Annotated in this window: 14 protein-coding genes; 8 read left to right on the plus strand and 6 right to left on the minus strand. The window is 73.7% G+C overall.

From position 1 onward, the window contains the following. Positions 1 to 51: 51 nt before the first annotated feature. Together AB0J86_RS10760 and AB0J86_RS10765 are read left to right on the plus strand one after the other, a co-directional pair. Complete coding sequence (locus AB0J86_RS10760; RefSeq protein WP_363855708.1) at positions 52 to 4,929, plus strand: glutamate synthase-related protein; 4,878 nt, start codon at positions 52 to 54, stop codon at positions 4,927 to 4,929. After that, a complete protein-coding gene (locus AB0J86_RS10765; protein ID WP_363855709.1) occupies positions 4,922 to 6,415 on the plus strand; it encodes a glutamate synthase subunit beta in 1,494 nt (497 codons plus the stop codon). Before AB0J86_RS10760 ends, AB0J86_RS10765 begins: the two co-directional genes overlap by 8 nt. A 128-nt stretch (positions 6,416 to 6,543) precedes the next feature. Here AB0J86_RS10765 and AB0J86_RS10770 read toward each other — a convergent pair whose 3' ends face one another. Further along, positions 6,544 to 7,941: an alkaline phosphatase PhoX gene (locus AB0J86_RS10770; RefSeq protein WP_363855711.1), complete on the minus strand. Its 1,398-nt coding sequence runs from the start codon at positions 7,939 to 7,941 to the stop codon at positions 6,544 to 6,546. Positions 7,942 to 8,245: 304 nt separating this feature from the next. Here AB0J86_RS10770 and AB0J86_RS10775 point away from each other — a divergent pair, with 304 nt between their 5' ends. The 3 genes from AB0J86_RS10775 (at position 8,246) to AB0J86_RS10785 (ending at position 12,836) form a co-directional block, all read left to right on the plus strand. After that, positions 8,246 to 9,052: an SGNH/GDSL hydrolase family protein gene (locus AB0J86_RS10775; RefSeq protein WP_363855713.1), complete on the plus strand. Its 807-nt coding sequence runs from the start codon at positions 8,246 to 8,248 to the stop codon at positions 9,050 to 9,052. 126 nt (positions 9,053 to 9,178) lie between these two features. Beyond that, a complete protein-coding gene (locus tag AB0J86_RS10780; RefSeq protein ID WP_363855715.1) occupies positions 9,179 to 11,791 on the plus strand; it encodes an FtsK/SpoIIIE domain-containing protein in 2,613 nt (870 codons plus the stop codon). Position 11,792: 1 nt separating this feature from the next. Then, on the plus strand, positions 11,793 to 12,836 hold the full coding sequence (locus tag AB0J86_RS10785) for a hypothetical protein (RefSeq protein ID WP_363855716.1): 1,044 nt from the start codon (positions 11,793 to 11,795) through the stop codon (positions 12,834 to 12,836). A 773-nt stretch (positions 12,837 to 13,609) separates the two neighbouring features. On the opposite strand, the gene AB0J86_RS10790 is transcribed toward AB0J86_RS10785, so the two are convergent. The 4 genes from AB0J86_RS10790 to AB0J86_RS10805 form a co-directional block, all read right to left on the minus strand. Beyond that, positions 13,610 to 14,293: a hypothetical protein gene (locus AB0J86_RS10790; RefSeq protein WP_363855718.1), complete on the minus strand. Its 684-nt coding sequence runs from the start codon at positions 14,291 to 14,293 to the stop codon at positions 13,610 to 13,612. Between the two features lie 92 nt (positions 14,294 to 14,385). Beyond that, on the minus strand, positions 14,386 to 14,790 hold the full coding sequence (locus AB0J86_RS10795) for a hypothetical protein (RefSeq protein ID WP_363855719.1): 405 nt from the start codon (positions 14,788 to 14,790) through the stop codon (positions 14,386 to 14,388). 207 nt (positions 14,791 to 14,997) lie between these two features. Next, entirely contained in the window at positions 14,998 to 15,429 is a 432-nt protein-coding gene (locus tag AB0J86_RS10800) for a hypothetical protein (protein WP_363855720.1), read from the minus strand. A 231-nt stretch (positions 15,430 to 15,660) separates the two neighbouring features. Further along, entirely contained in the window at positions 15,661 to 16,062 is a 402-nt protein-coding gene (locus AB0J86_RS10805) for a hypothetical protein (protein WP_363855721.1), read from the minus strand. 245 nt (positions 16,063 to 16,307) lie between these two features. Between AB0J86_RS10805 and AB0J86_RS10810 the strand changes: the two genes are divergently transcribed. The 3 genes from AB0J86_RS10810 to AB0J86_RS10820 all read left to right on the plus strand — a co-directional run bounded on the left by AB0J86_RS10810 (position 16,308) and on the right by AB0J86_RS10820 (position 21,821). Further along, complete coding sequence (locus AB0J86_RS10810; RefSeq protein ID WP_363855722.1) at positions 16,308 to 17,723, plus strand: FAD-binding oxidoreductase; 1,416 nt, start codon at positions 16,308 to 16,310, stop codon at positions 17,721 to 17,723. Between the two features lie 95 nt (positions 17,724 to 17,818). After that, a complete protein-coding gene (locus tag AB0J86_RS10815; protein WP_363855724.1) occupies positions 17,819 to 19,843 on the plus strand; it encodes a LamG-like jellyroll fold domain-containing protein in 2,025 nt (674 codons plus the stop codon). Between the two features lie 124 nt (positions 19,844 to 19,967). After that, positions 19,968 to 21,821, plus strand: coding sequence for an Hsp70 family protein (locus tag AB0J86_RS10820; RefSeq protein WP_363855726.1), 1,854 nt, complete (start codon positions 19,968 to 19,970; stop codon positions 21,819 to 21,821). 39 nt (positions 21,822 to 21,860) lie between these two features. Here AB0J86_RS10820 and AB0J86_RS10825 read toward each other — a convergent pair whose 3' ends face one another. Further along, complete coding sequence (locus tag AB0J86_RS10825) at positions 21,861 to 22,484, minus strand: TetR/AcrR family transcriptional regulator C-terminal domain-containing protein (RefSeq protein ID WP_363855728.1); 624 nt, start codon at positions 22,482 to 22,484, stop codon at positions 21,861 to 21,863. Positions 22,485 to 22,536 lie beyond the last annotated feature (52 nt).

Below are 22,536 nucleotides of genomic sequence, written 5' to 3' on the forward strand. Positions count from 1 at the left end.
GGCCGACGTCGTCCCGACCATGATTGAACGTGAGTGACGACAGGAGGCCAGGTGGCCCTTCCGTACCCTCAGGGACCGCACTTTTCCCCGCAGCGCGTCGCCCCGCCGGGCACCGTCACCACCACCGGCGGCAGCGCGGCGCCGGGCCTGTACGACCCGGCCCAGGAGCATGACGCCTGCGGGGTGGCCTTCGTCGCGGACCTGCATGGACGCCGCTCCCACGACGTCGTGGCCAAGGGTCTCTCCGCACTGGTACGCCTCGACCACCGGGGTGCCCGCGGAGCGGAGCCGAACACCGGCGACGGCGCCGGGATCATGATCCAGGTGCCGGACGCGTTCCTGCGCGAGGTCGTCGACTTCGCGCTCCCGCCCGCCGGGCAGTACGCGACCGGACTGGTCTTCGTGCCCGGCGACCCGGCGGACGAGGCGCGGGCCCGCACGGTGCTGGAGAAGTACGCGCTGGTGGAGGGGGCTGAGATCCTCGGCTGGCGGGACGTACCGGTCGACCCGGCGGAGTTGGGCGAGACCGCGCTGGCGGCCCGCCCGCGGATCCGGCAGGTCTTCCTCGCGGCCCGTCGGCTCACCGACTCGCCGGCCGGCCCGGGCGGTTCCCGGCTGAGCGGCCTGGACCTGGACCGGGTCGCCTTCTGCGTACGCAAGCAGACGGAGCGGGAGACCGCCGAGCGGGGCGTACCCGTCTACTTCCCGTCGCTGTCGGCGCGCACCTTCGTCTACAAGGGGATGCTCACCCCCGACCAGCTTCCGGTCTTCTTCCCCGACCTGACCGACGAGCGGATCGCCAGCGCCATCGCGCTGGTGCACTCGCGCTTCTCCACCAACACCTTCCCGTCCTGGCCGCTGGCGCACCCGTACCGCTTCATCGCCCACAACGGCGAGATCAACACCATCCGGGGCAACAAGAACTGGATGACCGCGCGCGAGGCGATGCTGGCCAGCCCGAACATCCCGGGCAACCTCAAGCGGCTCTTCCCGATCTGCACCCCGGACGCCTCGGACTCGGCCAACTTCGACGAGGTCCTGGAGCTGCTGCACCTGGCCGGCCGGTCGCTGCCGCACGCGGTGCTGATGATGATTCCGGAGGCGTGGGAGAACGACCCGGACATGGCCCCGGCCGAGCGGGCCTTCTACCGCTTCCACGCCAGCCTGATGGAGCCGTGGGACGGGCCGGCCTCGGTGGCCTTCACCGACGGCGCGCTGGTCGGCGCGGTGCTGGACCGCAACGGGCTGCGCCCGGGCCGCTGGTGGCGTACCTCCGACGGGCTGGTGGTGCTGGGCAGCGAGGCGGGCGTGCTGGACCTGGACCCGGCGACCGTGGTGGCCAAGGGTCGGTTGCAGCCGGGCCGGATGTTCCTGGTCGACACGGTCGGCGGCCGGATCGTGCACGACGACGAGATCAAGGCCGAGCTGGCGGCGGAGCAGCCGTACGGCGACTGGCTGCACGCCGGGCTGATCGACCTGGCCGACCTGCCGGCCCGCGAGCACATCGTCTACACCCACGACTCGGTACGCCGCCGCCAGCAGACCTTCGGCTACACCGAGGAGGAGCTGAAGCTGCTGCTCGGGCCGATGGCCCGGACCGGCGCCGAGCCGATCGGCTCGATGGGCACGGACACCCCGATCTCCCCGCTGTCGACCCGGCCGCGGCTGCTCTACGACTACTTCCACCAGCTCTTCGCACAGGTGACGAACCCGCCGCTGGACGCGATCCGGGAGGAGCTGGTCACCAGCCTGCAGTCCACCATCGGCCCCGAGGGCAACCTGCTCTCGCCCGGCGCGGCGAGCTGCCGGCAGATCGTGCTGCCGTACCCGGTGCTGGACAACGACGAGCTGGCCAAGATCCTCTCGATCGACGAGGACGGCGACCTGCCCGGCTTCAAGGCGGTCCGGGTCTCCGGGCTCTACCGGCTGCGCGACGGCGCGGCCGGCATCAAGGCCCGGCTGACCGAGATCTGCCGGCACGTCTCCGAGGCGATCGAGGACGGCGTGCGCATCCTGGTCCTCTCCGACCGCGACTCCAACGCCGACCTGGCCCCGATCCCGTCGCTGCTGCTCACCGCGGCCGTGCACCAGCACCTGGTCCGCGAGCAGACGCGCACGCAGGTCGCGCTGGTCGTGGAGACCGGCGACTGCCGGGAGGTGCACCACGCGGCCGTGCTGATCGGGTACGGCGCCGCCGCGGTCAACCCGTACCTGGCGTTCGAGTCGGTCGAGGACCTCATCGCCACCGGGGCGCTGCCCGGGCTGGAGCCGGCCAAGGCGGTCCGCAACTACGTCAAGGCGCTCGGCAAGGGCGTACTCAAGATCATGTCCAAGATGGGCATCTCCACGGTCTCCTCGTACTGCGGCGCGCAGGTCTTCGAGGCGGTCGGCCTGGACAACCGCCTGGTGCAGCGCTACTTCGCCGGTACGCCCGGCAAGATCGGTGGCATCGGGCTGGCCGGCATTCACGCCGAGATCGCCGCCCGGCACGCGCTCGCCTGGCCCCCGGCCGAGACGCTCACGCTCGGCGCGGTCGCCCCGGCGGGCGGCGAGCCGGCGTCGTCGCGCGGCCCGGCCGCCGCGCCGGTGACGGCGCCCGCCGAGACCGGTTCTGGGACGTTCCGCGCCTCGGCGGCTCCGGCCGCCGCGCCGGTGACGGCGCCCGCCGAGACCGGCGGACCGCGGCGGCTGGAGGTCGGCGGCGAGTACCAGTGGCGCCGCGAGGGCGAGCTGCACCTGTTCAACCCCGAGACCGTCTTCCTGCTCCAGCACGCCACCCGCAGCCGGCAGTACGAGGTCTTCCGCCGCTACACCGGGAAGGTCGACGCGCTCGCCGCCGAGGCCGGTTCGCTGCGCGGGCTGTTCCGCTTCCGTACGGGCGTGCGCGAGCCGGTACCGCTGGACGAGGTCGAGCCGGCCAGCGAGATCGTCAAGCGGTTCGCCACCGGCGCGATGTCGTACGGCTCGATCTCGGCCGAGGCGCACGAGACCCTGGCCGTGGCGATGAACCGCCTCGGCGGCAAGTCGAACACCGGCGAGGGCGGCGAGGACGTCGAGCGCCTGCACGACCCGGCCCGCCGCTCGGCGGTCAAGCAGATCGCGAGTGGACGGTTCGGGGTGACCAGCGAGTACCTGGTCAACGCCGACGACCTCCAGATCAAGATGGCGCAGGGCGCCAAGCCGGGCGAGGGCGGGCAGCTGCCCGGCAACAAGGTCTGGCCGTGGATCGCCCGGACCCGGCACGCCACCCCCGGCGTCGGCCTGATCTCGCCGCCCCCGCACCACGACATCTACTCCATCGAGGACCTGGCGCAGCTCGTCCACGACCTCAAGTCGGTCAACCCGGCCGCCCGGGTGCACGTGAAGCTGGTCAGCGAGGTCGGCGTCGGTACCGTCGCCGCTGGCGTCGCGAAGCTCAAGGCCGACGTCATCCTGATCTCCGGCCACGACGGCGGTACGGGCGCCTCCCCGCTCAACTCGCTCAAGCACGCCGGCACCCCGTGGGAGCTGGGGCTGGCCGAGGCGCAGCAGACGCTGCTGCTCAACCGGCTGCGGGACCGGGTCACCGTGCAGGTAGACGGGCAGCTCAAGACCGGCCGGGACGTGATGGTCGCGGCGCTGCTCGGCGCCGAGGAGTTCGGCTTCGCCACCGCCCCGCTGATCGTCGCCGGCTGCGTGATGATGCGCGTCTGCCACCTCGACACCTGCCCGGTCGGCATCGCCACCCAGAACCCGGTGCTGCGGGAGCGGTACACCGGCCGGCCGGAGTTCGTGGAGAACTTCTTCCTCTTCCTCGCCGAGGAGGTCCGCGGCTACCTGGCCGAGCTGGGCTTCCGCACCCTCGACGAGGCGATCGGCGCCACCGAGCTGCTCGACTTCGCCCCGGCGCTGGCGCACTGGAAGGCGCGTACGCTCGACCTCGCCCCGGTGCTGCGGATGCCGGAGCTGCCCGCGGGCGCGGCGCGGCGGCGCACCCGGGGGCAGGACCACGGCCTGGCCGCCGCGCTCGACAACGAGCTGCTGGCGCTCGCCGAGCCGGCGCTGCGCGACGGTACGCCGGTGCGCGCGGACGTGCCGGTCCGCAACGAACACCGCAGCGTCGGCGCGATGCTCGGCGGCGAGGTGACCCGCCGTCGCGGCGGCGCCGGCCTGCCGCCGAACACGATCGAGTTCAGCCTGCACGGCACCGCCGGCCAGTCCTTCGGGGCGTTCCTGCCGGCCGGGGTGACGCTGCGGCTCTACGGCGACGCGAACGACTACGTCGGCAAGGGGCTCTCCGGCGGGCGGCTCGTCGTCCGGCCGGCCGCCACCGCGCCGTTCGTCGCCGGCCCGACCGGCCCGACCGGTGCGGGCGCGCCGGCCGGCGCCGAGGACCAGATCATCGCCGGCAACACCATCCTGTACGGGGCCACCGGCGGCGAGCTGTTCCTGCGCGGCCAGGTGGGGGAGCGGTTCGCGGTACGCAACTCGGGCGCGGTCACCGTCGTCGAGGGTGTCGGCGACCACGGCTGCGAGTACATGACCGGCGGGACCGTGGTGGTGCTCGGGCCGACCGGGCGCAACTTCGCCGCCGGCATGTCCGGCGGTACCGCCTTCGTCTGGCGGCTGGACCGGCGCCGGGTGAACCCCGAGCTGGTCGACCTGGCCCCGCTCAGCGACGCCGAGCGGGCGCTGCTGCACGACCTGGTGCAGCGACACTTCGCCGAGACCGACTCCGCGGTCGCGGAGCGGCTGCTCAAGCGCTGGCCCGAGGCGGTCGAGGAGTTCACCGCCGTGGTGCCGCGCGACTACAAGCGCGTCATGGAGATCATGCGGGCCGCCGAAGCCGCCGGCCACGACGTCGACGACGCGGTGATGACCGCGCTCGCCGCGCCCGCCGCGGCGCCCGTACCGGCGCCGCGGGCGACCCAGGAGGTGGCTCGTGCCTGACCCGAACGGTTTCCTGCGGTACGGCCGGCGGCTGCCGGCCCGCCGGCCGGTGCCGGTACGCATCTCCGACTGGCGGGAGGTCTACCCGCCGGCCGGCGAGGAGCTGATCCGCGAGCAGGCCACCCGCTGTATGGACTGCGGCATCCCGTTCTGCCACGACGGCTGCCCGCTGGGCAACCGCATCCCGGACTGGAACGACCTGGTCCGCACCGGCAACTGGGCGGCGGCGATCACGTCGCTGCACGCCACCAACAACTTCCCGGAGTTCACCGGGCGGCTCTGCCCGGCACCCTGCGAGGCGGCCTGCGTGCTGGGGATCGGCGGCGGCGAGCCCGTCACCATCAAGCAGGTCGAAGTGGAGATCATCGACCGCGCGTTCGACCTGGACCTGGTCGCGCCGCAGGCGGTACCGGCGCCGTCCGGCCGGCACGTCGCCGTGGTCGGCTCCGGCCCGGCCGGGCTCGCCGCCGCCCAGCAGCTGGTCCGCGCCGGGCACGCGGTGACCGTGTACGAGCGGGACGACGCCGTCGGCGGGCTGCTGCGGTACGGCATCCCCGACTTCAAGCTGGAGAAGCGGCACATCGACCGGCGGGTCGAGCAGCTCGCCGCCGAGGGGGTGCGCTTCCGCACCGGAGTGAACGTCGGGGTGGACGTGACCGCCGAGCGGCTGCGGGCCGAGCACGACGCGGTGCTGCTGGCCGCCGGCGCGCTGGCCGGCCGGGACACGCCCGAGACGCCGGGGCGGCAGCTGCGCGGGGTGCACCAGGCGATGGAACACCTGGTGGCGGCGAACCGGGCGGTGGCGGCGGCCGAGCGCGGCGCCACGGCGGAGCCACCGCCGATCGACGCGGCCGGCCGGCACGTGGTGATCATCGGCGGGGGCGACACGGCGGCGGACTGCCTGGGCGTGGCCCACCGGCAGGGCGCGGCCTCGGTGCACCAGCTCGACCTCTACCCGGAACCGCCGTCGGCCCGCGACGAGGCCCGCGACCCGTGGCCGACCTGGCCGTGGATCCTGCGCAGCTACCCGGCGCACGAGGAGGGCGGCGAGCGGGTCTTCGCGGTGGCGGTGCGGGAGTTCGTCGACGACGGCACCGGCGCCGTGCGGGCGGTACGCGTCGCCGAGGTGACCGTCGAGAAGCGCGACGGCCGGCGCATCCTGACCGTGCTGCCGGGCTCGGAGCGGGAGCTGCCGGCGGACCTGGTACTGCTGGCGATCGGGTTCGAGGGCACCGAGGAGCAGCCGCTGCTGGCGCAGTTCGGGGTGGCGCGCAACCCGCGCGGCGCGCTGGACGCCGGCCCGGACTGGCAGACCTCGGCCGAGGGCGTCTTCGTCGCCGGCGACATGCACCGGGGCGCCTCGCTGATCGTCTGGGCCATCGCCGAGGGGCGGGCCGCGGCGGCGGCGATCCACTCCTACCTCGGGGGTTCGGGGCGGCTGCCGGCGCCGGTCTCCTCCTCGGCCCAGCCGCTCTCCGTCCGCTGAGCTTCGGTCCTGGTTGCGGTTGGGGTTCGGGGGGCGGATACCCCGCTCTGGGCGGTCAGGCTTGATCCCGTCGCGGGGCATCCGCCCCCCAAACCCAAACCGGTCGGGCCCGGTTGGTGGGTCTTGTATCAGTTGTTGGGGCGGCCCCAGGGGCCGGTGATGGCGAAGACGTAGCCCGGCGACTGGACGTTGGCGAACAGGATCTTGCCGTCGTGGCTGAACGTCGGCCCGGTGAACTCGCTGTCGTTGAGCTCGTTGCGGGCCATCGGGTACGCCTTGCCCTGCTCGGTGACGCCGACCAGGTGGGAGAGGCCCTCGCCGTCCTCGGCCAGGATGACGCCGCCGTACGGCGAGACGGTGATGTTGTCCGGCCCGTCGTAGTTGGTGTCCTGCTCCGGGTCCGGGTTCACCCCGAAGATGGTCTTCAGCGTGATCGTCTCCGACTCCGGGTCGTAGAACCACACCTGGCCGTCGTGCTCGTTGACGCTGCCGTCGTCGTTGCGGGCGTAGCTGGCGACGAAGTACGCCCCGCCGTCGCCCCACCAGGCGCCCTCCAGCTTGCGGCTGCGGGTGATCTGGTCGTCGCTGAACTGCTTGCGGACCGACACGGTACGCGCGTCGCGGTCCGGCACGTCGACCCAGGTCACCTTGTAGCGGGTGCCCGGCTGGGTGGCCTCGGAGAGGTCGCCGATGTGCTTGCTGCCCTTGAAGCAGCTCATCGCCTGCAACCGGCCGGCGGTGTCACCGGCCGGGCCGAGGGCCAGCGCCCGCAGCGCGCCCTTGCCGCCCCGGAAGTGCTTCGGCGGCGTCCAGCGGAAGTAGAGCCCGTTCGGGCCGCTGGCGTCCTCGGTCAGGAAGATCGCGTTGGTGTGCGGGTCGACCGCGACGGCCTCGTGCGAGTAGCGGCCGAGGAACTTCAGCGGCACCGGGTCGAGGTTGGCCTTGCGGTCGAACGGGTCGACCTCGAAGACGTACCCGTGGTCCTTCTGGTACGCCCCGCCCGCGCGCTGCTCGGTCTCCTCGCAGGTCAGCCAGGTGCCCCACGGGGTGATGCCGCCCGCGCAGTTGTTGTGGGTGCCGGCCAGGCTCACGTACTCGCGGACCCGGTTGCCGTGCCGGTCGACCTCGATGTTGGTGGTGCCGCCGCCCGCGCCCGGGTCGTAGGTGAGCCCCGGCAGGGTCGGTACCCGGTAGGGCTCGTCGCCGCCGATCTCGTGGTTGTTGACCAGGACCGAGCCGTTGGGGCCCCGGAAGCAGCCGGTGCCGTCGGCGTCGCTCGGGGTCGGCTCGCCGGTCTCCAGCAGCGTCTGGCCGGCCTGCGCGACGACCTTGTACGAGAAGCGGGGCGGGAGCGCGAGCAGCCCGGCCGGGTCCTCGACCAGGGCGCCGTAGCCGACGGCCGGGCGGCAGGCGGCCTGGGCCGCGGCCGGACCGGCGATGGCCTCGAGGCTGCCGGCGACGACGATCCCGAGACCGCCGGCGGCGCCGGTGCGGAGCAGGTCACGTCGGGAGATGGGTGGGGTCACGAGAAGCCTCTTTCTTTCCGTATCCGCAGCTAGGAGCCGCGGAGGGCGGGACAGGTGCGCCGTCGCAGGCAAGCGGGTCGGGTCGAACGCCCGCCGGGGATCCGGCTACGTGCGGGCGAACTTCGGGCCAACGGTTGGTGCCAGTTCCCGGCGGGCGGGTGCCGTCGGCGGACCCGCCAGCGGCGATGACTTCCCTATATCTAAGCGTCTCGATAGTATTACCGCCTGGTAACAAGCCGATGTCACCCCTGGCCACGCGCGCGGCTACGAGGGCCCCCACCCACCCCGCACCGGGAGGTCCGCCATGCCCCGAAGCCCGCTCGCCCGCGCCCTGGTGGCGCTGGCCGCCACCGTCACCGCCGCGACCGCCGGCGTGCTCGCCCCCGCCGTCGCGCAGGCCGCGCCGCGCGCCGCCGTCAACTACGTCGCCCTCGGCGACTCCTACTCCTCCGGCGTCGGCGCCGGCTCGTACGACCTCTCGACCTGCCTGCGCAGCTCGCGGTCGTACGCCTCGCTCTGGGCCGCCGGGCACGCGGTGACCAGCTTCCGGTTCCCCGCCTGCGGCGGCGCCGTCACCGCCGACGTCCGCGACGGGCAGGTCTCGTCCCTGGACGCCGGCACCACCCTGGCCACCATCACCATCGGCGGCAACGACGCCGGCTTCGCCTACGTCGTGAGCAGCTGCCGGTTCGGCAGCGACGCCGACTGCACCGCCGCCGTCGACCAGGCCCGCACCTTCGCCACCACCGAGCTGCCCGGCCGGCTCGACCAGACGTACGCGGCGATCCGCGACCGGGCCCCGAACGCCCGGCTGGTCGTGCTCGGCTACCCGCGCCTGTTCGAGCTGGGCTCGTGCGGGCTCTTCGGCATGAGCACCTACAAGCGGACCATCCTCAACCAGGCGGCCGACGTGCTCCACTCGGTCATCTCGGCCCGGGCCGGCGCCGCCGGCGCGACCTACGTGGACGTACGGGGCCGGTTCGCCGGTCACGGCGTCTGCGCGAGCACCCCGTGGATCAAGGACATCACCGGGCTGATCGAGGCGTACCACCCGAACGCCGACGGCTACCGGTACGGCTACCTCGCCGCGCTCCAGTCGGCCATCGGCTGAGTGAATTTCGCGCCGTTCCCGCACCGTCGCCGGTCGCGCCGCGCCGACGTGACCCGGCGGTGCGGGCGGTGGGAGATTCGGTTAGTGTTCCCCTGACTACGCACGAGGCGACGCGGTGGGGGTGCGGTGGGCAGGCTCGCAGCCACCTTCGGGCGGGCGGTCGCGGCGCACCGGGAAGCCCTGGCACAGCTGGCCGCGGCGCGGGCGGCCCTCGGCGGTCCCGGCGGCGACGCCCCGGACCGGTCCGGACCGGTCCCCGCGCCGGGCGCCAGCCGGGACACCGTGCTCCGGCTGCGCCGGCTCGGCGCCGCGCTCGCCACCGGCTGGCTCGGCGGCGACGGCAGCGCCGACACCGAGCCCGACCGTCCACTCGGGACCGAACCGGTGCGCGGGCGCCGCGCGGTCCGCATCGGGCTCGCCGGCACCACCGAGGGCCCGTTTCCGGCGCTGGTGCCGCTCGCCGGTGGGGCGCACCTCGCGATCGACACCGACGCCCGCGACCCGCGCGTCGCCGGGCTGCTGCGCCGGCTCACGGTCCGCCTGCTCGCCGCCGCGCCCGCCGGCACGCTGCGGGTGCAGCCGCTGGACCCGGTGGCGCTGGGCGGCACGTTCCTGCCGCTGCGCCCGCTGATCGCCGCCGGCGTGGTCGCCGAGCCGGCCAGCTCCGACGAGGAGATCGGCGCGGCGCTCGGCGCGGCCGAGGAACACGCCCGCGCCGCCCAGGAGGCGGGCGGCGAACCGGCCGAACTGCTCCTGCTCGTCGCCGCCGCCCCGCCGGCCGGGCGCGACCTGGCCCGGCTCGCCGCGCTGACCCACGCCGGACCGGCGGCCGGGATCTGCGTGGTCGTCGCCGGCTACCCGCCGGCCGGCCCGCCCGCGCCGCCGCCGCTGGGTGCCGCCACGCAGCTGCGGCTCGACCCCGCGTACGCCTGGCTCGGCGACCCGCCCGGCGACACGTACGGCGACGACGGCGGCGGGCTGGCCGCCCCCGTACGGCTGGACGGCGAGCCGGCCGACGAACTGGTCCGCCGGCTCGCCGCCGAACTGGGCGAGAGCGCCCGCCGGGCCGCCGCGCTGGCCTTCGCCGACCTGCTGCCGGCGACCCGCTGGACCGAGTCCTCCGTGGACGGTCTGCGTACCGTGGTCGGCCGCGCCGGCCGGGAGAGCCTCGCCCTCGCCTTCGACGACGCCACCCCGCACTGGCTGGTCGGCGGTCGCACCGGCGCCGGCAAGACGGTCTTCCTGCTGGACGTCCTCTACGGACTCGCCGCCCGGTACTCGCCCGACGAACTGGCCCTCTACCTGCTCGACTTCAAGGAGGGCGTGAGCTTCACAGAGTTCGTACCGACCGGCCGCGACCCGTCCTGGATCCCGCACGCCCGCGCCGTCGGCATCGAGTCCGACCGGGAGTACGGCGTCGCCGTGCTGCGCGAACTGCGCCGGGAGCTGAACCGCCGGGCCGCCGCGCTGAAGCGGGCCGGCGTGACCAAGCTGGCCGACCTGCGCCGCGGCGGCCACGACACCGCGCTGCCCCGCGTCGTCGCCGTGATCGACGAGTTCCACGTGCTCTTCACCGGCAACGACGCCGTCGCCCGGGAGGCGGCGACCCTGCTGGAGGAGCTGGCCCGCAAGGGCCGCTCGTACGGCATCCACCTGGTGCTGGCCAGCCAGAGCATGTCCGGCATCGAGGCGCTCTACGGTAAGACCGACTCCATCTTCGGCCAGTTCCCGCTCCGGGTGGCGCTGCCCGGCGGCAACGGCGTGCTCGACAAGCTCAACGAGGCCGCCGGCGCGCTGCCGCTCGGCTCCGCCATCGTGAACCCCTCGGCCGGCCTGGCCGGCGCGAACACGGTCATCCGCTTCCCCGACGCGCACGCCGACGGCGGCCGGGTCGGCGAGCTGCGCCACGAGCTGTGGCAGGCGCGGGTGCCGGGCTCGCGCCCACCGGCGATCTTCAAGGGGTACGAGTCGACGCACGTCGAGTCGGACCCCACGTACGCGGGGCTGCGGCCCGGCGGCCGGCGCCCGCTGGCGCTCGTCGGCCGGGTCGTCGACGTGCACCTCTCCACCGCCTACTTCCCGCTCGACGCCACCCCCGGCCGGCACCTGGCCGTCGTCGGTACCGGCCCGGCCGGCGCCGACGTGCTCCAGGCGGCGGCGCTGGGCCTCGGCCGCCAGCACGAGCCGGGCACCGCCTCGTTCCTGCTCGCCCCGCTGGTCGCGGGCGCCGACGAGGTCGCCGAGGAGACCGCCGCCGCGCTCGCGCGCGCGGGACACCCGGTGGTCCAGCTCGACGCGGCGGGGCTGCGCCAGCGGCTCGGCGAGTACGCCGCCGCGCCCGGAGCGCCGGGGTCCGGCCGGACGTACCTGGTGGTCTTCGGCATGGACGGCGCGGCGGCGACGCTCGGACTCTCCGACCCGACGACCTTCAAGTCCGGGCTGGACGACCTGCGCGCGGTGCTGCGGCAGGGGCCCGGCTACGGGGTGCACCTGCTCGGCTGGTGGCGCGGGCTGCGCCGGCTCGCCGACGACCTCGGCGGCTCGCACAACCGGGACGACATGGCCTGCCTGGTGGCGCTCAACGTGCCCGGCAACGAACTGGGCATGTACCTCGGCGGGCCCGACCTGGCCTACACGCCGCGCGCCAACCGGGCCCTGCTGATCGACCGGCACGACCAGCGCAACCAGCTGATCGTCCCGTACCTGCGGCCCGGCCGAGAGCTGGACGAGGGATACTGACGTGGCGAGCTTCGACGAGTACGCGGCCCTGGCCCGCCAGCTGCACGAACTGCAACGACACCAGGAGCGCAGCGCCGCCGAGACGGAACGCCGCCAGGGCGCCCTGACCGCCGCGGCCGACCAGCTCGGCCAGCGGCTCGCCGCCCAGCAGCAGCGGCTGCACCAGCTCGCCCAGGCGCTCGGCGAACCGCCACCGCCCCCGGTCACCGCGCCCCCGGTCCCGCCCCGTCCCGCGCCGCCCGTGCCGGGTCCACCGGGCGGTGCCGCCGAGCTGCCGGCCGCCCCGGCCCAGCCCGAGCTGCCCGCCGGCCCGCCGCGCCTGGCGCTGCCCGCCGGGCCGGCTCCCGGCGCCGGTGCCACGCCGTGGGCCGGCCCGGTCTCCGGCGGCTGGCCCGCCCCGGACGGTCCCGCCCACCGCGTCGGCGGCCCGGGTACGCCGCCAGCTGGTTCTCGCGCCGCCGGTCCCGCTGGCGGTGCCGGCGGTCCTGCCGGCCCTGGCCCTGCCGGTCCTCTTGGTGGCGGTGCGCCCGTGCCGCCGCCGGGTGCCCCCGCGCCGCGACCGCCCAGCGAGCCGGCCTCGGCGCACCCGGTCTCGCCCCCGCCTCCCGTCTCCGCGCCGCCGTCACCCCCGCTTGATCCGGCGTACGCGTTGGAGCTGGCCCGGCGGGCGGCCGACGCGGCCGACGAGGCGGCGCTGCGGGCCGAGTCGATGGCCCAGCAGCCGCCGCTGCTGCCCGGCTGGTCGCCGCTGGCGCGGGCGCTCGCGGTCTACGGCGCGGGCGCGTTCGTCGCGATCGTGCTGGAGTACGTGCTGGTGGCCGGCTGGGGACTCGACGTCGTCGACCCGTTCACGGTCTTCGCCTGGACCTGCGGCGGGCTGCCGGCGATGGCCTTTTTTGCGGCGTACCTGGTGCTCACCGTCTGGGGCAAGCCCCGAATCCTGAACGGCAAGCCCCATCATTACGCCCGGCTCGGCTTCATCCTGTGCTTCGCGGCGATGCCGCTGTCGTACTGCGGCTTCGCTCTGCTCCCCGGCATCGGCTGACTCCGGGGACGGAGGTGTTGGATGGTGACTACTTATGATCGAATTTCGCGTTCCAGCCTTCCGGGTAGATGGCGAAATGATTTCGCTGTCGGATGTCTTGCGGGAGGTTCGGCTGCAGGGATGGTCGTGGCGTCTTCTAAATTTCGAGGGAACGTCCAAACTGGAGTCGAATCTCAATGTGCTGGAGTTGGAGGAAAGTATCCGTTCCTGCGTGGCAGGAGTAAGTTACTCGTGGGAGAACCTACTCCGATTCTCGGACGATGTGGACCAGCCGATTGATGTAAGTCTGGTGGCATTCGATAAGGTTGATAGGTGTGTGCTGGTGATCGAGGTCAGGGATAGTACTTACTGGCGCATACTCTCCGATCAGTCGGATGTAAATTCCGTGGAAGCCGCAATCAGGATTTCCCGATTGGTGTAGCAAACGTGCCCATAGTTGGGGCGTGGGTGGAGTTGGGTTTTCGGGGCCCGAGCGGGTTTAGGTGGTGCAAGTGAGGGTGGGTCGGAAGTTGGGCTCGGTTCCGATTGTCGTGTTGCTGTCTGTCGTTTCGCTGTCATCTGTGTCGTGCGGCCTGGTTGGAGCGGTGGCTGAGTGCGCGCCTGGCCGACCGGATCGAATCGCGGCGATGGATCTGATGGGCGGTTATAGCGGCCATGGAGCTGGAACTCTCACCTTGGAGCCCGATGGCACCTTTACGGCCCTCGGGCTTGATGATGGCCTCGCGGCGGGGCAGTCAGGCGGCGGAACGTGGACCCTAGAGAAGGGGACAACTTCACAAAGTGACATCAGTCTGCCTTTCCTCGATGCCGGTCTGGGTGTCCATCGCTGGGATTTGATCGATGTCGCTGGCGCGACAGGCCGTCCCTGGTTGTGGTACTTCCACGGCGATCAAGATGATTGCAATATTCGATCCCTGAAGCGGAGCGGTGGTGGGTATGATCAGCCCACATGATTCACTCGGAACCGCGCGGGCGAGCCGGCCGGCGCCCTCGGCGGCGACCACGATCACTACTGGACGAGTTTCGGCCCCACGAACCTGCTGCTGCACCGGGTCGGCGCCGCCGTCGCGCTCGGCGACGGCGGGCAGGCCCTCGACATCCAGCGTCTCATCGACCCGTCGGCCCTCGGCCGGCTTGTACCGGAACGCCGGGCGCAGCATCTGCTCGACCTGGCCCGCGCGCACGCCCAGGCCGGGGATCTCACCGCCGCCGCCGAGGCGCTGTTGGACGCCGAACGCCTCGCCCCGGACGAGATCCGCCACCGTCCCGCCGCCCGGCAGGCCATGCGCGACATCCTCGAACGTGTCCGGCGCGCCCCCGCCGCCCCCGTCACCCAGCTGGCCAAACGCATGGGACTCACCGGCTGACTTGATGGGTGTCGGCTGACTCCCGGATACGGGAGGGGCTGCCGGATCGTGGACGCGTAGCTCGGTGATCGATGATGGCAGCGCGGGCATGACCCACTTCGGATGATCAAGGCTCCGACACCCTGGTGATCATCTGAACCGGTCATGCCCGCCTCGAATTCAAACTTCGTAGAAGAGCTGCCTTACTCCGTAAAATTCCTGAACGGCGAGCAGGGCCCCGGAGAAGTGTCTTCCGAGCCGTCCACCGAGCACACCCGAATCGCGTAGGTGTTCAGCTCCCAGACATCGTACTGGAACTGGGTGTACGTACCCGCCCCGCTACCGTTGTACTTGGTCGCCACCAGAGTCATGTCCACAGGGGAGGCGTAGTGGTACAGATATCCGCGCGCCCCGTGGCCGTCGGCCAGTTTGTCGTAGACGCGAAAATAATCGCCGTCATCCACGTGCTGCATACTGGCGACCGCGGTCTGGCTGTTCACGAGGGAGACCCACGTGTCAGCGGCGAACGCGGGAGTGGCTGATCCCAGCACCGCGATGGTGGGGGCAGCCAGCACGGCCGCAGCACGAACAGCCCAGCTTCTTGACATTGTTGTTCACCTCTCGGACCGACACGCCCCCGCAGCCGAATGCCTGGATGCTGAGGGGTGAATCTGCATACGCTCAACGACTTTGATGGTGTTCCTGAGTCAACGCCGAGGCGGCCGGCGTCGGACGCGGTCCGAGCGGAGCCGGGCAGCCTCGACGGAACCTCCGCCGGCCGGTGCGCCCGCCGCACACGGGCGCCCCGGACCTGATCAGGAGGTGGGCACCCAGGTGCTACCGCCACTGTCGACCGGGTTACCCGACGAGTAGCGCGCGCCGGTGATGTAGAGGCCCTGGTTTTCCGGGAAGTCCTTGTTGCAGACTCCCCAGTTACCGTTGCCCAGCTTGTTGACACAGGAACCGGTCCTGCTGAAGCCGTCACCGATCCACTCACCCACCGCGGCGTAGCCGTCGGCGTTGGTGTCCTTCACGTAGACCAGGTCACCGTAGGGCTGGAAGCAGACCCGGGCGCCGGTGTACGACGTATAGGTGCAGTAGTAGGTGCCGACGGGGCCGCTGGAAGACACGGCGTAGTCGGTCTCGTCACCGTAGTAGGCCGCATAGGCGGCGGACGGAGCGATGAGGGTAGCCGCCACGCCGGCCGTGGCAGCCAGCGCGAGTAGCCCGCGGCGGGGTTTACGCATAGCACGATCCTCCATGATTGCTGGTCGAGGCCGCGGGTTCGGCCTCGTCCCGTCGTGTTGATCAGGAATCGTGGTCAATGCGCCCATGGCGTGTCGAGCCGCTTGAGCAGTCTTGAGTGAATCTTGAACCTCGCCCCCGACCCCGGCCCCCGGCCCCGTCGATCTAGGGCAAATCGTCGTGATTGGAGATCAACTCACCGGGATTTGCCCTAGATCGACGAGGAGGTGGTGCTAGCAGTTGACCGGGCTGGCCGAGAGGGCGGTGAGGCTGCCGTACGTGGCCTGGGCCTTGCAGTAGCCGCGCTGCTCCGGGTCCGTGAAGTACGCGGTGGCCGCGGTGCCGTCGCTGGCCTGCTGGAGGGCGTACAGCGCGTCGGGCTCCGGCGAGTAGGTGCCGGTCGGCGAGTCGGCCCGGAGGAGCGTGATGCCGATGGGCCCGCTGCACCCGCCACTCAGCCGCGCGAACGCGGTCTGCATCCCGATCGAGTAGTACAGGTTGGTGACGGTGAGCGTGCACGCCGCGGCCGGCGTGCTCGGGGCGGACGTGCTCGGGGCGGCCAGGACCGGGCTCGCGGCACCGGCGACCAGGCCACCGGCGAGGACGGCGCCGCTGATCAGGCTACGGATACGCAAGGTATACCCCCTCAGATCTGTAGGGAACTTGCACTTGCCGTAAGTATCTTGGCAAAAATCTGCAAAGGCCGCGACCCCCGCGCGCGTGTCCGGTGCGCGCCATCCGCGCCCTGGACGCGTTTGCGCACCCCTCGCGGCCGGTCGGTTCCCGGACCACGTCGCCGGCCGGCGCGGTGTTACGGTCGCCGCCACCCGTACGGCGAGTAGCCGCCCCGCCGCGCTCGCCCCTGCCCCGGGGAGCCGCCATGACGTCGACCAGCGCGTACCGCCCGTCGCAGCCCGGCGCCCGCCCCGGTGCCGGCCTGCGGCGGGCGGTACGTCGGCTGCGCCCCATCCTCGGCGACCGGCTGCTCGAACCGGGCGACGCGGCGTACGCCGCCGCGACTCGGCTCTGGAACTCGGCGGTCACCCGGCGCCCCGCGCTGGTCGCCCGGTGCCGCACCACCGCCGAGGTCCGGGCCGCCGTGGTGGCCGCCCGGGACTTCCGGCTGCCGCTGTCGGTACGCGGGGGCGGGCACGACTGGGCCGGCCGGGCGCTGGCCGACGGCGGCCTCGTCGTCGACCTCACCGGCCTGCGCTCGGTGGAGATCGACGTCGGCCGGCGTACCGCCGTCGTGGGCGGGGGCGCGACCGTCGCGGATCTGCTCGCCGCCGCCCGCCCGTACGGGCTGGTCACCCCGACCGGGGTGGTCCGGGCGGTGGGCCTGGCCGGGCTGACCCTGGCCGGCGGGTACGGCCCGCTCAACGGCCGGTACGGGCTGGCGCTGGACAACCTGCTCGGCGCCGAGGTGGTGCTCGCCGACGGTCGCCGGGTCGTCGCCGCGCCCGACGCCGACGCCGAGCTGTTCTGGGCGCTGCGCGGCGGTGGCGGCAACTTCGGCGTGGTCACCGGGCTGCGCTACCGGCTGCACGCGCTGCCGACCGTCCTGGCCGGCATGATTATGTTTCCGCTGGCGCAGGCCGGGCCGGTGCTGCGCGGCTACCACGAGTTCCTCGCCGCCGCCCCCGACGAGCTGACGGTGATGGCCGGCTTCCTGCCCGGACCGGACGGCGGGCCGCTGCTCTTCCTCGCCCCGACCTGGAGCGGCGCCGACCTCGCCGCCGGCGAGCGGGAGATCGCCCGGCTCGCCGCGCCCGGTACGCCGAGCCTGCACCAGGTCGGCCCGATGGCGTACGACGACGCGCTGCGCCTCTTCGACGCGAGCATGGTGGACGGAAACCGCTACCTGCTGCGTACCCGCTGGCTGGCCGGGGTGCCCGAGCCGGTGGCCAGGGTGCTGACCGAGGCGGCCCGGCGCAGCGGGTCGGCGTACTCGACGCTGGCGCTGCACCACTTCCACGGGGCCGCAGCCCGGGTGGCCCGCCCCGACACCGCGTTCGGGCTGCGCGACCCGCACCTGGTCGCCGAGATCATCGCCGTCTGGGCACCCGGGCAGGAGGAGCGGCCGTACCGCGAGTGGGCCGAGCGGGTCGCCGCCGAACTGGAGCCGCTGGCGCTGCCCGGCGGCTACCCGAACCTGCTCGCCCCGGACGAGACCGACCGGTTACGCGCCGCCTACGGCCCCAACTATCCGCGCCTGCTCGCCGCCAAGCGCCGGTACGACCCCGCCGGGGTCTTCGGCTCCGCCACGCCGACGCTGCCCCGACCGGACCACGCCTGACCGGTCCAGCCCCCGGATCCGTCCATCGTGGACCCCCACGGGCGGCGGCCGGCGCCGCTATGCTCTCGGGCCAGTCCAGAACACGGGGGTGTCGGATGCGAACCTGGGCACGAATCGCGGCCGGATTCGGCGCGTCGCTGCTGGCCGCCGGCCTGCTGACCGCGCCGGGCGCGCCGGCCGGGGCCACGCTGACAGGCGCGCCGGGCGCGCCGGTCACCACGGCGTCGGCGGTCGCGCTGGCCGCGTCCGATCCGGCCGGCACCGCGTACCGGCAGGAGTCGGTGCGGGCGATGACCTGGAACATCTGCGGCGAGGCCGGCGGTTCGCGCGGCGACGCGGGCTTCTGCCCCTACCGCAACGAGCCGCAACGCAAGGTCGACGCGGTGGTCGACGTGATCAACCAGCGGCGGTTGGACGCGGTGATGCTCCAGGAAATCTGCTCCGGCGCGCCCGGCAGCCACCTCGACCTGCTCCAGGCCGCGCTCGGCCCCGGCTGGTCCACCACCTGGGCCGAGATGCGCCGCCCCGACGGGCGCGCGGACTGCCGGGGCGGCCTCGCCGGCACGCTCGGCATCGCCGTCGCCGTACGCGGCAGCATCACCGAGCGCACCGAGACCGCGCTGCCGATGCCCGCCGGGGTGCTCAAGACCCCGAAGCTGCTCTGCGTACGGGTCGCCGGCTGGACGACCCGGATCTGCGCGACCCACATCAGCCACGACACGGAGACCGAGTTCGGGCCGCAGATCGCCAAGGTCACCGAGGTGGTCGGCGACGAGCCGTGGGTGCTGCTCGGCGGCGACTTCAACAGCTCGTACCCGTACTCCACGGACACGCTCAAATCGCTCTACGACCGGTTCGCCGAGTGCGACGAGCAGGCGTACTACCCGGGCGAGGCGGCCAACGAGCCGACCCACATGAACAACGGTTCGGACGAGGAGGAGCCCCGCCCGGCGACCAAGCTGGACTACCTCTTCGGCCGGGCCGGCTTCACCAACTGCGACTCCTGGCAGCAGCTGGCCGACACCACCCGCAACGTCTCCACGTCGACCGAGCCGCCCAGCGGCATCTCCGACCACGCCCCGGTGTACGGCTACACCCGTGGCGCCCCGCTCGCCGGCTGGCGGCTGGACGCGGGCGGCGGTACCGTCGCCGCCGACTGGACCGGGCACGGCCGCACCGGCACGCTCGCCGGCGGGGTGACCTGGTCGGCGGAGCGCGCCGGCTCGGTGGCGCTGGACGGCACCGGCACCGTCGCCACGGCCGGCCCGGTCGTCGACACCACCCGCGGCTTCACCCTCTCCGCGTGGGCCAAGGCCGCCCCGGGCGCCCCGATCAGCGTGCTGGCCAGCCAGGACGCCCAACGCACCAGCGGCTTCATGCTCTGGTACGACCCGACCGGCCCGACCTGGCGCTTCGGCATGCCCGTGGCCGACGCCGACGGCTGGAACGTCGACGAGGTGCGCTCCAGCGTCGCGGCGCGTACCGGCGTCTGGACCCACCTGGTCGCCAGCTACGACGCCGCCGCCGGCCAGCTCAGGCTCTACGTCGACGGCGCGGCGGCCGGTACGCGGAGCCACACCGCGCGCTGGAGCGCCACCGGCCCGTTCGTGCTCGGCCGGGACCGGATCAACGGCAACCCGAACGCGCTCTGGCGCGGCGGGATCGACGACGTGCAGCTGTACGACTACCCGTTCACCGCCGCGGAGGTCGCCGCGCTCCGCGCCGACCAGCGCCTCCTGCCGCTGGTACCGACCGGCGCCACCACCGTGCCGGCCGCGACCGACCCGGCCGACCCCGGTTGCCACCAGAACGGCGGGTACGGCTCGGTCGCCACCGCCACGCCCCGGCTCTCGGTCACCGTGGCGCACGGCGATCCCACGGTGCCGGTCCGGGCCGACTCCTCCATCTGGGACAACACCGATCCGAGCCAGCCGCAGCCGATCCGGCTCGGCGGTCCCGGCTCGGCCAGCGGGTACGTCACCGGCGGCGGCACGGTCAGCGTCCCGGTGCCGCCGCTGCTAGACGGCCACCAGTACGGCTGGTACGCCCGCGCCGCCGACGCGAGCGCCACCTCGGCCACCATGCCGGTCTGCCACTTCCGCGTCCGCCTCGCCCCCTGATCCGCCCGCCGCTACGTCGGGCTCGGCGGCGCCCGCGACCCGGACCGCCGGACCCACTCCCGGCGCCGCCGGGAGTCCACTTCTCCCGAGGCGGTGCCGGCGAACGGGGTCTAGGCTGCCCGGAATGGGCACCTCCGCACGGCTGAGCGTCGACTTCGGCACCTCGAACACGGTGGCCGTACTGCGCCGGGAGGACGGCTCCGAGCACCCGCTGCTCCTCGACGCGTCGCCGCTGCTCGCCTCGGCGGTGCTCGCCGCGCCGAACGGGACGCTGCTGACCGGCGCCGACGCCGAACGCGCCGCGCCCTCGCACCCCGCCGGCTACGAGCCCAACCCGAAGCGGCACGTCGACGACGGGACGCTGTGGCTCGGCGAGCGCGAACTCCCGGTCGACGAAATCATCGGCGCGGTGCTGCTCCGGGTGGTCACCGAGGCGCGGCGGGTCGCCGGCGGGTCGGCGGCCGACGGTACCGTGCTGACCCATCCGGCGGCCTGGGGCCGCGGCCGGCTGGAGGTGCTGGTACGGGCGGCGCGGCGCGCCGGGCTGACCGACCCGCGCCTGGTGCCGGAGCCGGTCGCGGCGGCCGCGTACTTCGCCACGGGCGCCCGCCCGGCGCTGCCGACCGGGCACTGCGTGGTCGTCTACGACCTGGGCGCCGGCACCTTCGACGTCAGCGTGGTACGCCGTACGCCCGGCGGGTTCGAGGTGCTGGCCAGCGACGGGCTGCCCGACGTGGGCGGGCTGGACCTGGACGCCACCGTGGTCGGGCACGCCCGGTCGCTGACCGGTGACTCCGGCGCGTGGGAGCGGCTGGACTGGCCGCGCGACGTCGTGGACCAGCGCGCCCGGCATGACCTGTGGCGCGGTGCGCGGTCCGCGAAGGAGCAGCTCAGCCGGCACGCCAGCGCGCCGCTGCACGTACCGTTGGCCGAGCGGGAGCTGCACCTGACCCGGGACGAGTTCGAGACGGCGGCCCGCCCGTACCTCGACCGCACCGTCGCGCTGACCCTGGCGACCCTGCGCGCCGCCGGCGTGCCCCGCGAGCGGATCGCGGGACTGTTCCTGGTCGGCGGCGCGAGCCGGATCCCGCTCGTGGCGACCCTGCTGCAACGCGGTCTCGGCATCCCACCCACCGTCACCGACCAGCCCGAACTGGTGGTGGCCCGGGGCGGCCTGCGCGCGGAAGCGGTCGCCGCCGCCTCGCCCGCACCAGCCGTTCCCCCGCCGTCCGCCGTTCCGACGCCGTCCGCCGGAGCAGCCCCGGGCGCCGATCCCGCCCCGTCCGCCGGGCCGGCGTCGGGGCCGCCGGCGTCGGGGCCGGCCGTCGCGCCGCCCGGTCCCGGCTGGGCATCCCCGGTACCCGCATCCGTCCCGGCCCCGCGCGGCGTACCGTGGCGGCGCCCCTGGCTCTGGCTGGGCGCCGCCGCCCTGGTGCTGCTGCTCGTCGTCGTCAGCGCGGTGGTGGCGTGGCGGGTGGGCGTACTGCCCGGCGCGGTACCGGATTCGGCCGCCGGCGTGAACTTCAACGCCACCGGCAAGCGGAACGCCAAGCTCTTCGACTCCCGGTCCCTGCTGGAGCTGGCCGCGCCGTGGCTCAACGACGGGACGTGTGCGAAGAAGCAACCGGATCACGCCGTCGAGGAGGTCGACTGCGACGCCGAGCGGGACCTCTGGCACATCCGCTTCGAGGAGCGCCAGAGCACCGGGGACCGAAACTTCTTCCGCCCGCAAGCCGACGGGAGCAGCCGCGACGGGTACCAGGGCGGTACCTACACCGCGAGCCACCCGGCGTCCGGCTTCTACGCCCGCTGGTGCGACCGGGACGGCGACGAGTGCCACACCTACTGGGACGACGACGCCTCGCCCGCGACAGCTGACCTGTACACGTTCAACGCCAGGGGAACGGGCGGCGACGCCAGCCTGGTCGCCTACATCAACTGGGTCGGCCGGGTCCACCCCGCCGTCCGCGAGCGCTGAGCCGGTAGCCGGACGGACGATCGGCCCGCAGCCGGCGATTCAGCCGGTTTGACCGGCCGCTTCGGCGCGGATGCCGGCGAGGAGCAGGCGCAGGCCGTAGGCGAACTGTTCGGCGGAGCCGGTGGCGAACAGCTCCTCACCGGCCGCGCCGACGGGCGGGGCGGCGAGCGTCTCGGCCACGTGGCGCCACCGGTCGTCCCGCTCGCCGGCCCGTACCGCCATGGCCAGTGCGGCGGCGAGGTAGGCGACCAGCGTCTGCGAGGCGCGGACCACGTCGGCGGGGGAGAGCCCCGCCTCCGCCAGGGCGGCCAGCATCGCGGTACCGAGCCGACGACCGTGCTCGCCGAGCGGCGGGCGGGCGGCGATGTGCGCGGCGATGCCGGGATGCGCCAGCGCCGCCGACCGGATCGCCGCCATCACCGCGCGGAGCCGGGTCTCCCAGTCGGCCTCCGGGTCCGGGCCGGGCGCGTCGGCGAGGGCCAGGTCGGCGACCGCGTCCAGCAGCGCCTGCCGGTCGGGAAAGTGCCGGTAGAGCGCCATCGGGTCACAGTCGAGTTCGGCGGCGATCCGGCGCATGGTCATCGCCCGGTCGCCCTCGCGGTCACCGACCCGGAGGGCCGCCGCCGCGATGACGGCCGGTGTCAGTGGCCTCTGCCTGGGCATGCGGCCCATCATGCCCGGTGCGGCCGGAGGCGTCGACGCGGCACTCAGCTCG

Origin of the sequence: Micromonospora sp. NPDC049559, from assembly GCF_040676675.1 — a bacterium.
GTDB lineage: Bacteria > Actinomycetota > Actinomycetes > Mycobacteriales > Micromonosporaceae > JBFAPK01.

Coding starts and splice junctions, on each gene's coding strand:
- AB0J86_RS10795 (WP_363855719.1), bottom strand. CDS start 14,790: ATGTCAAGAAGCTGGGCTGTTCGTGCTGCGGCCGTGCTGGCTGCCCCC.
- AB0J86_RS10800 (WP_363855720.1), bottom strand. CDS start 15,429: ATGCGTAAACCCCGCCGCGGGCTACTCGCGCTGGCTGCCACGGCCGGC.
- AB0J86_RS10810 (WP_363855722.1), top strand. CDS start 16,308: ATGACGTCGACCAGCGCGTACCGCCCGTCGCAGCCCGGCGCCCGCCCC.
- AB0J86_RS10820 (WP_363855726.1), top strand. CDS start 19,968: ATGGGCACCTCCGCACGGCTGAGCGTCGACTTCGGCACCTCGAACACG.
- AB0J86_RS10790 (WP_363855718.1), bottom strand. CDS start 14,293: ATGCCCGCGCTGCCATCATCGATCACCGAGCTACGCGTCCACGATCCG.
- AB0J86_RS10775 (WP_363855713.1), top strand. CDS start 8,246: ATGCCCCGAAGCCCGCTCGCCCGCGCCCTGGTGGCGCTGGCCGCCACC.
- AB0J86_RS10815 (WP_363855724.1), top strand. CDS start 17,819: ATGCGAACCTGGGCACGAATCGCGGCCGGATTCGGCGCGTCGCTGCTG.
- AB0J86_RS10825 (WP_363855728.1), bottom strand. CDS start 22,484: ATGCCCAGGCAGAGGCCACTGACACCGGCCGTCATCGCGGCGGCGGCC.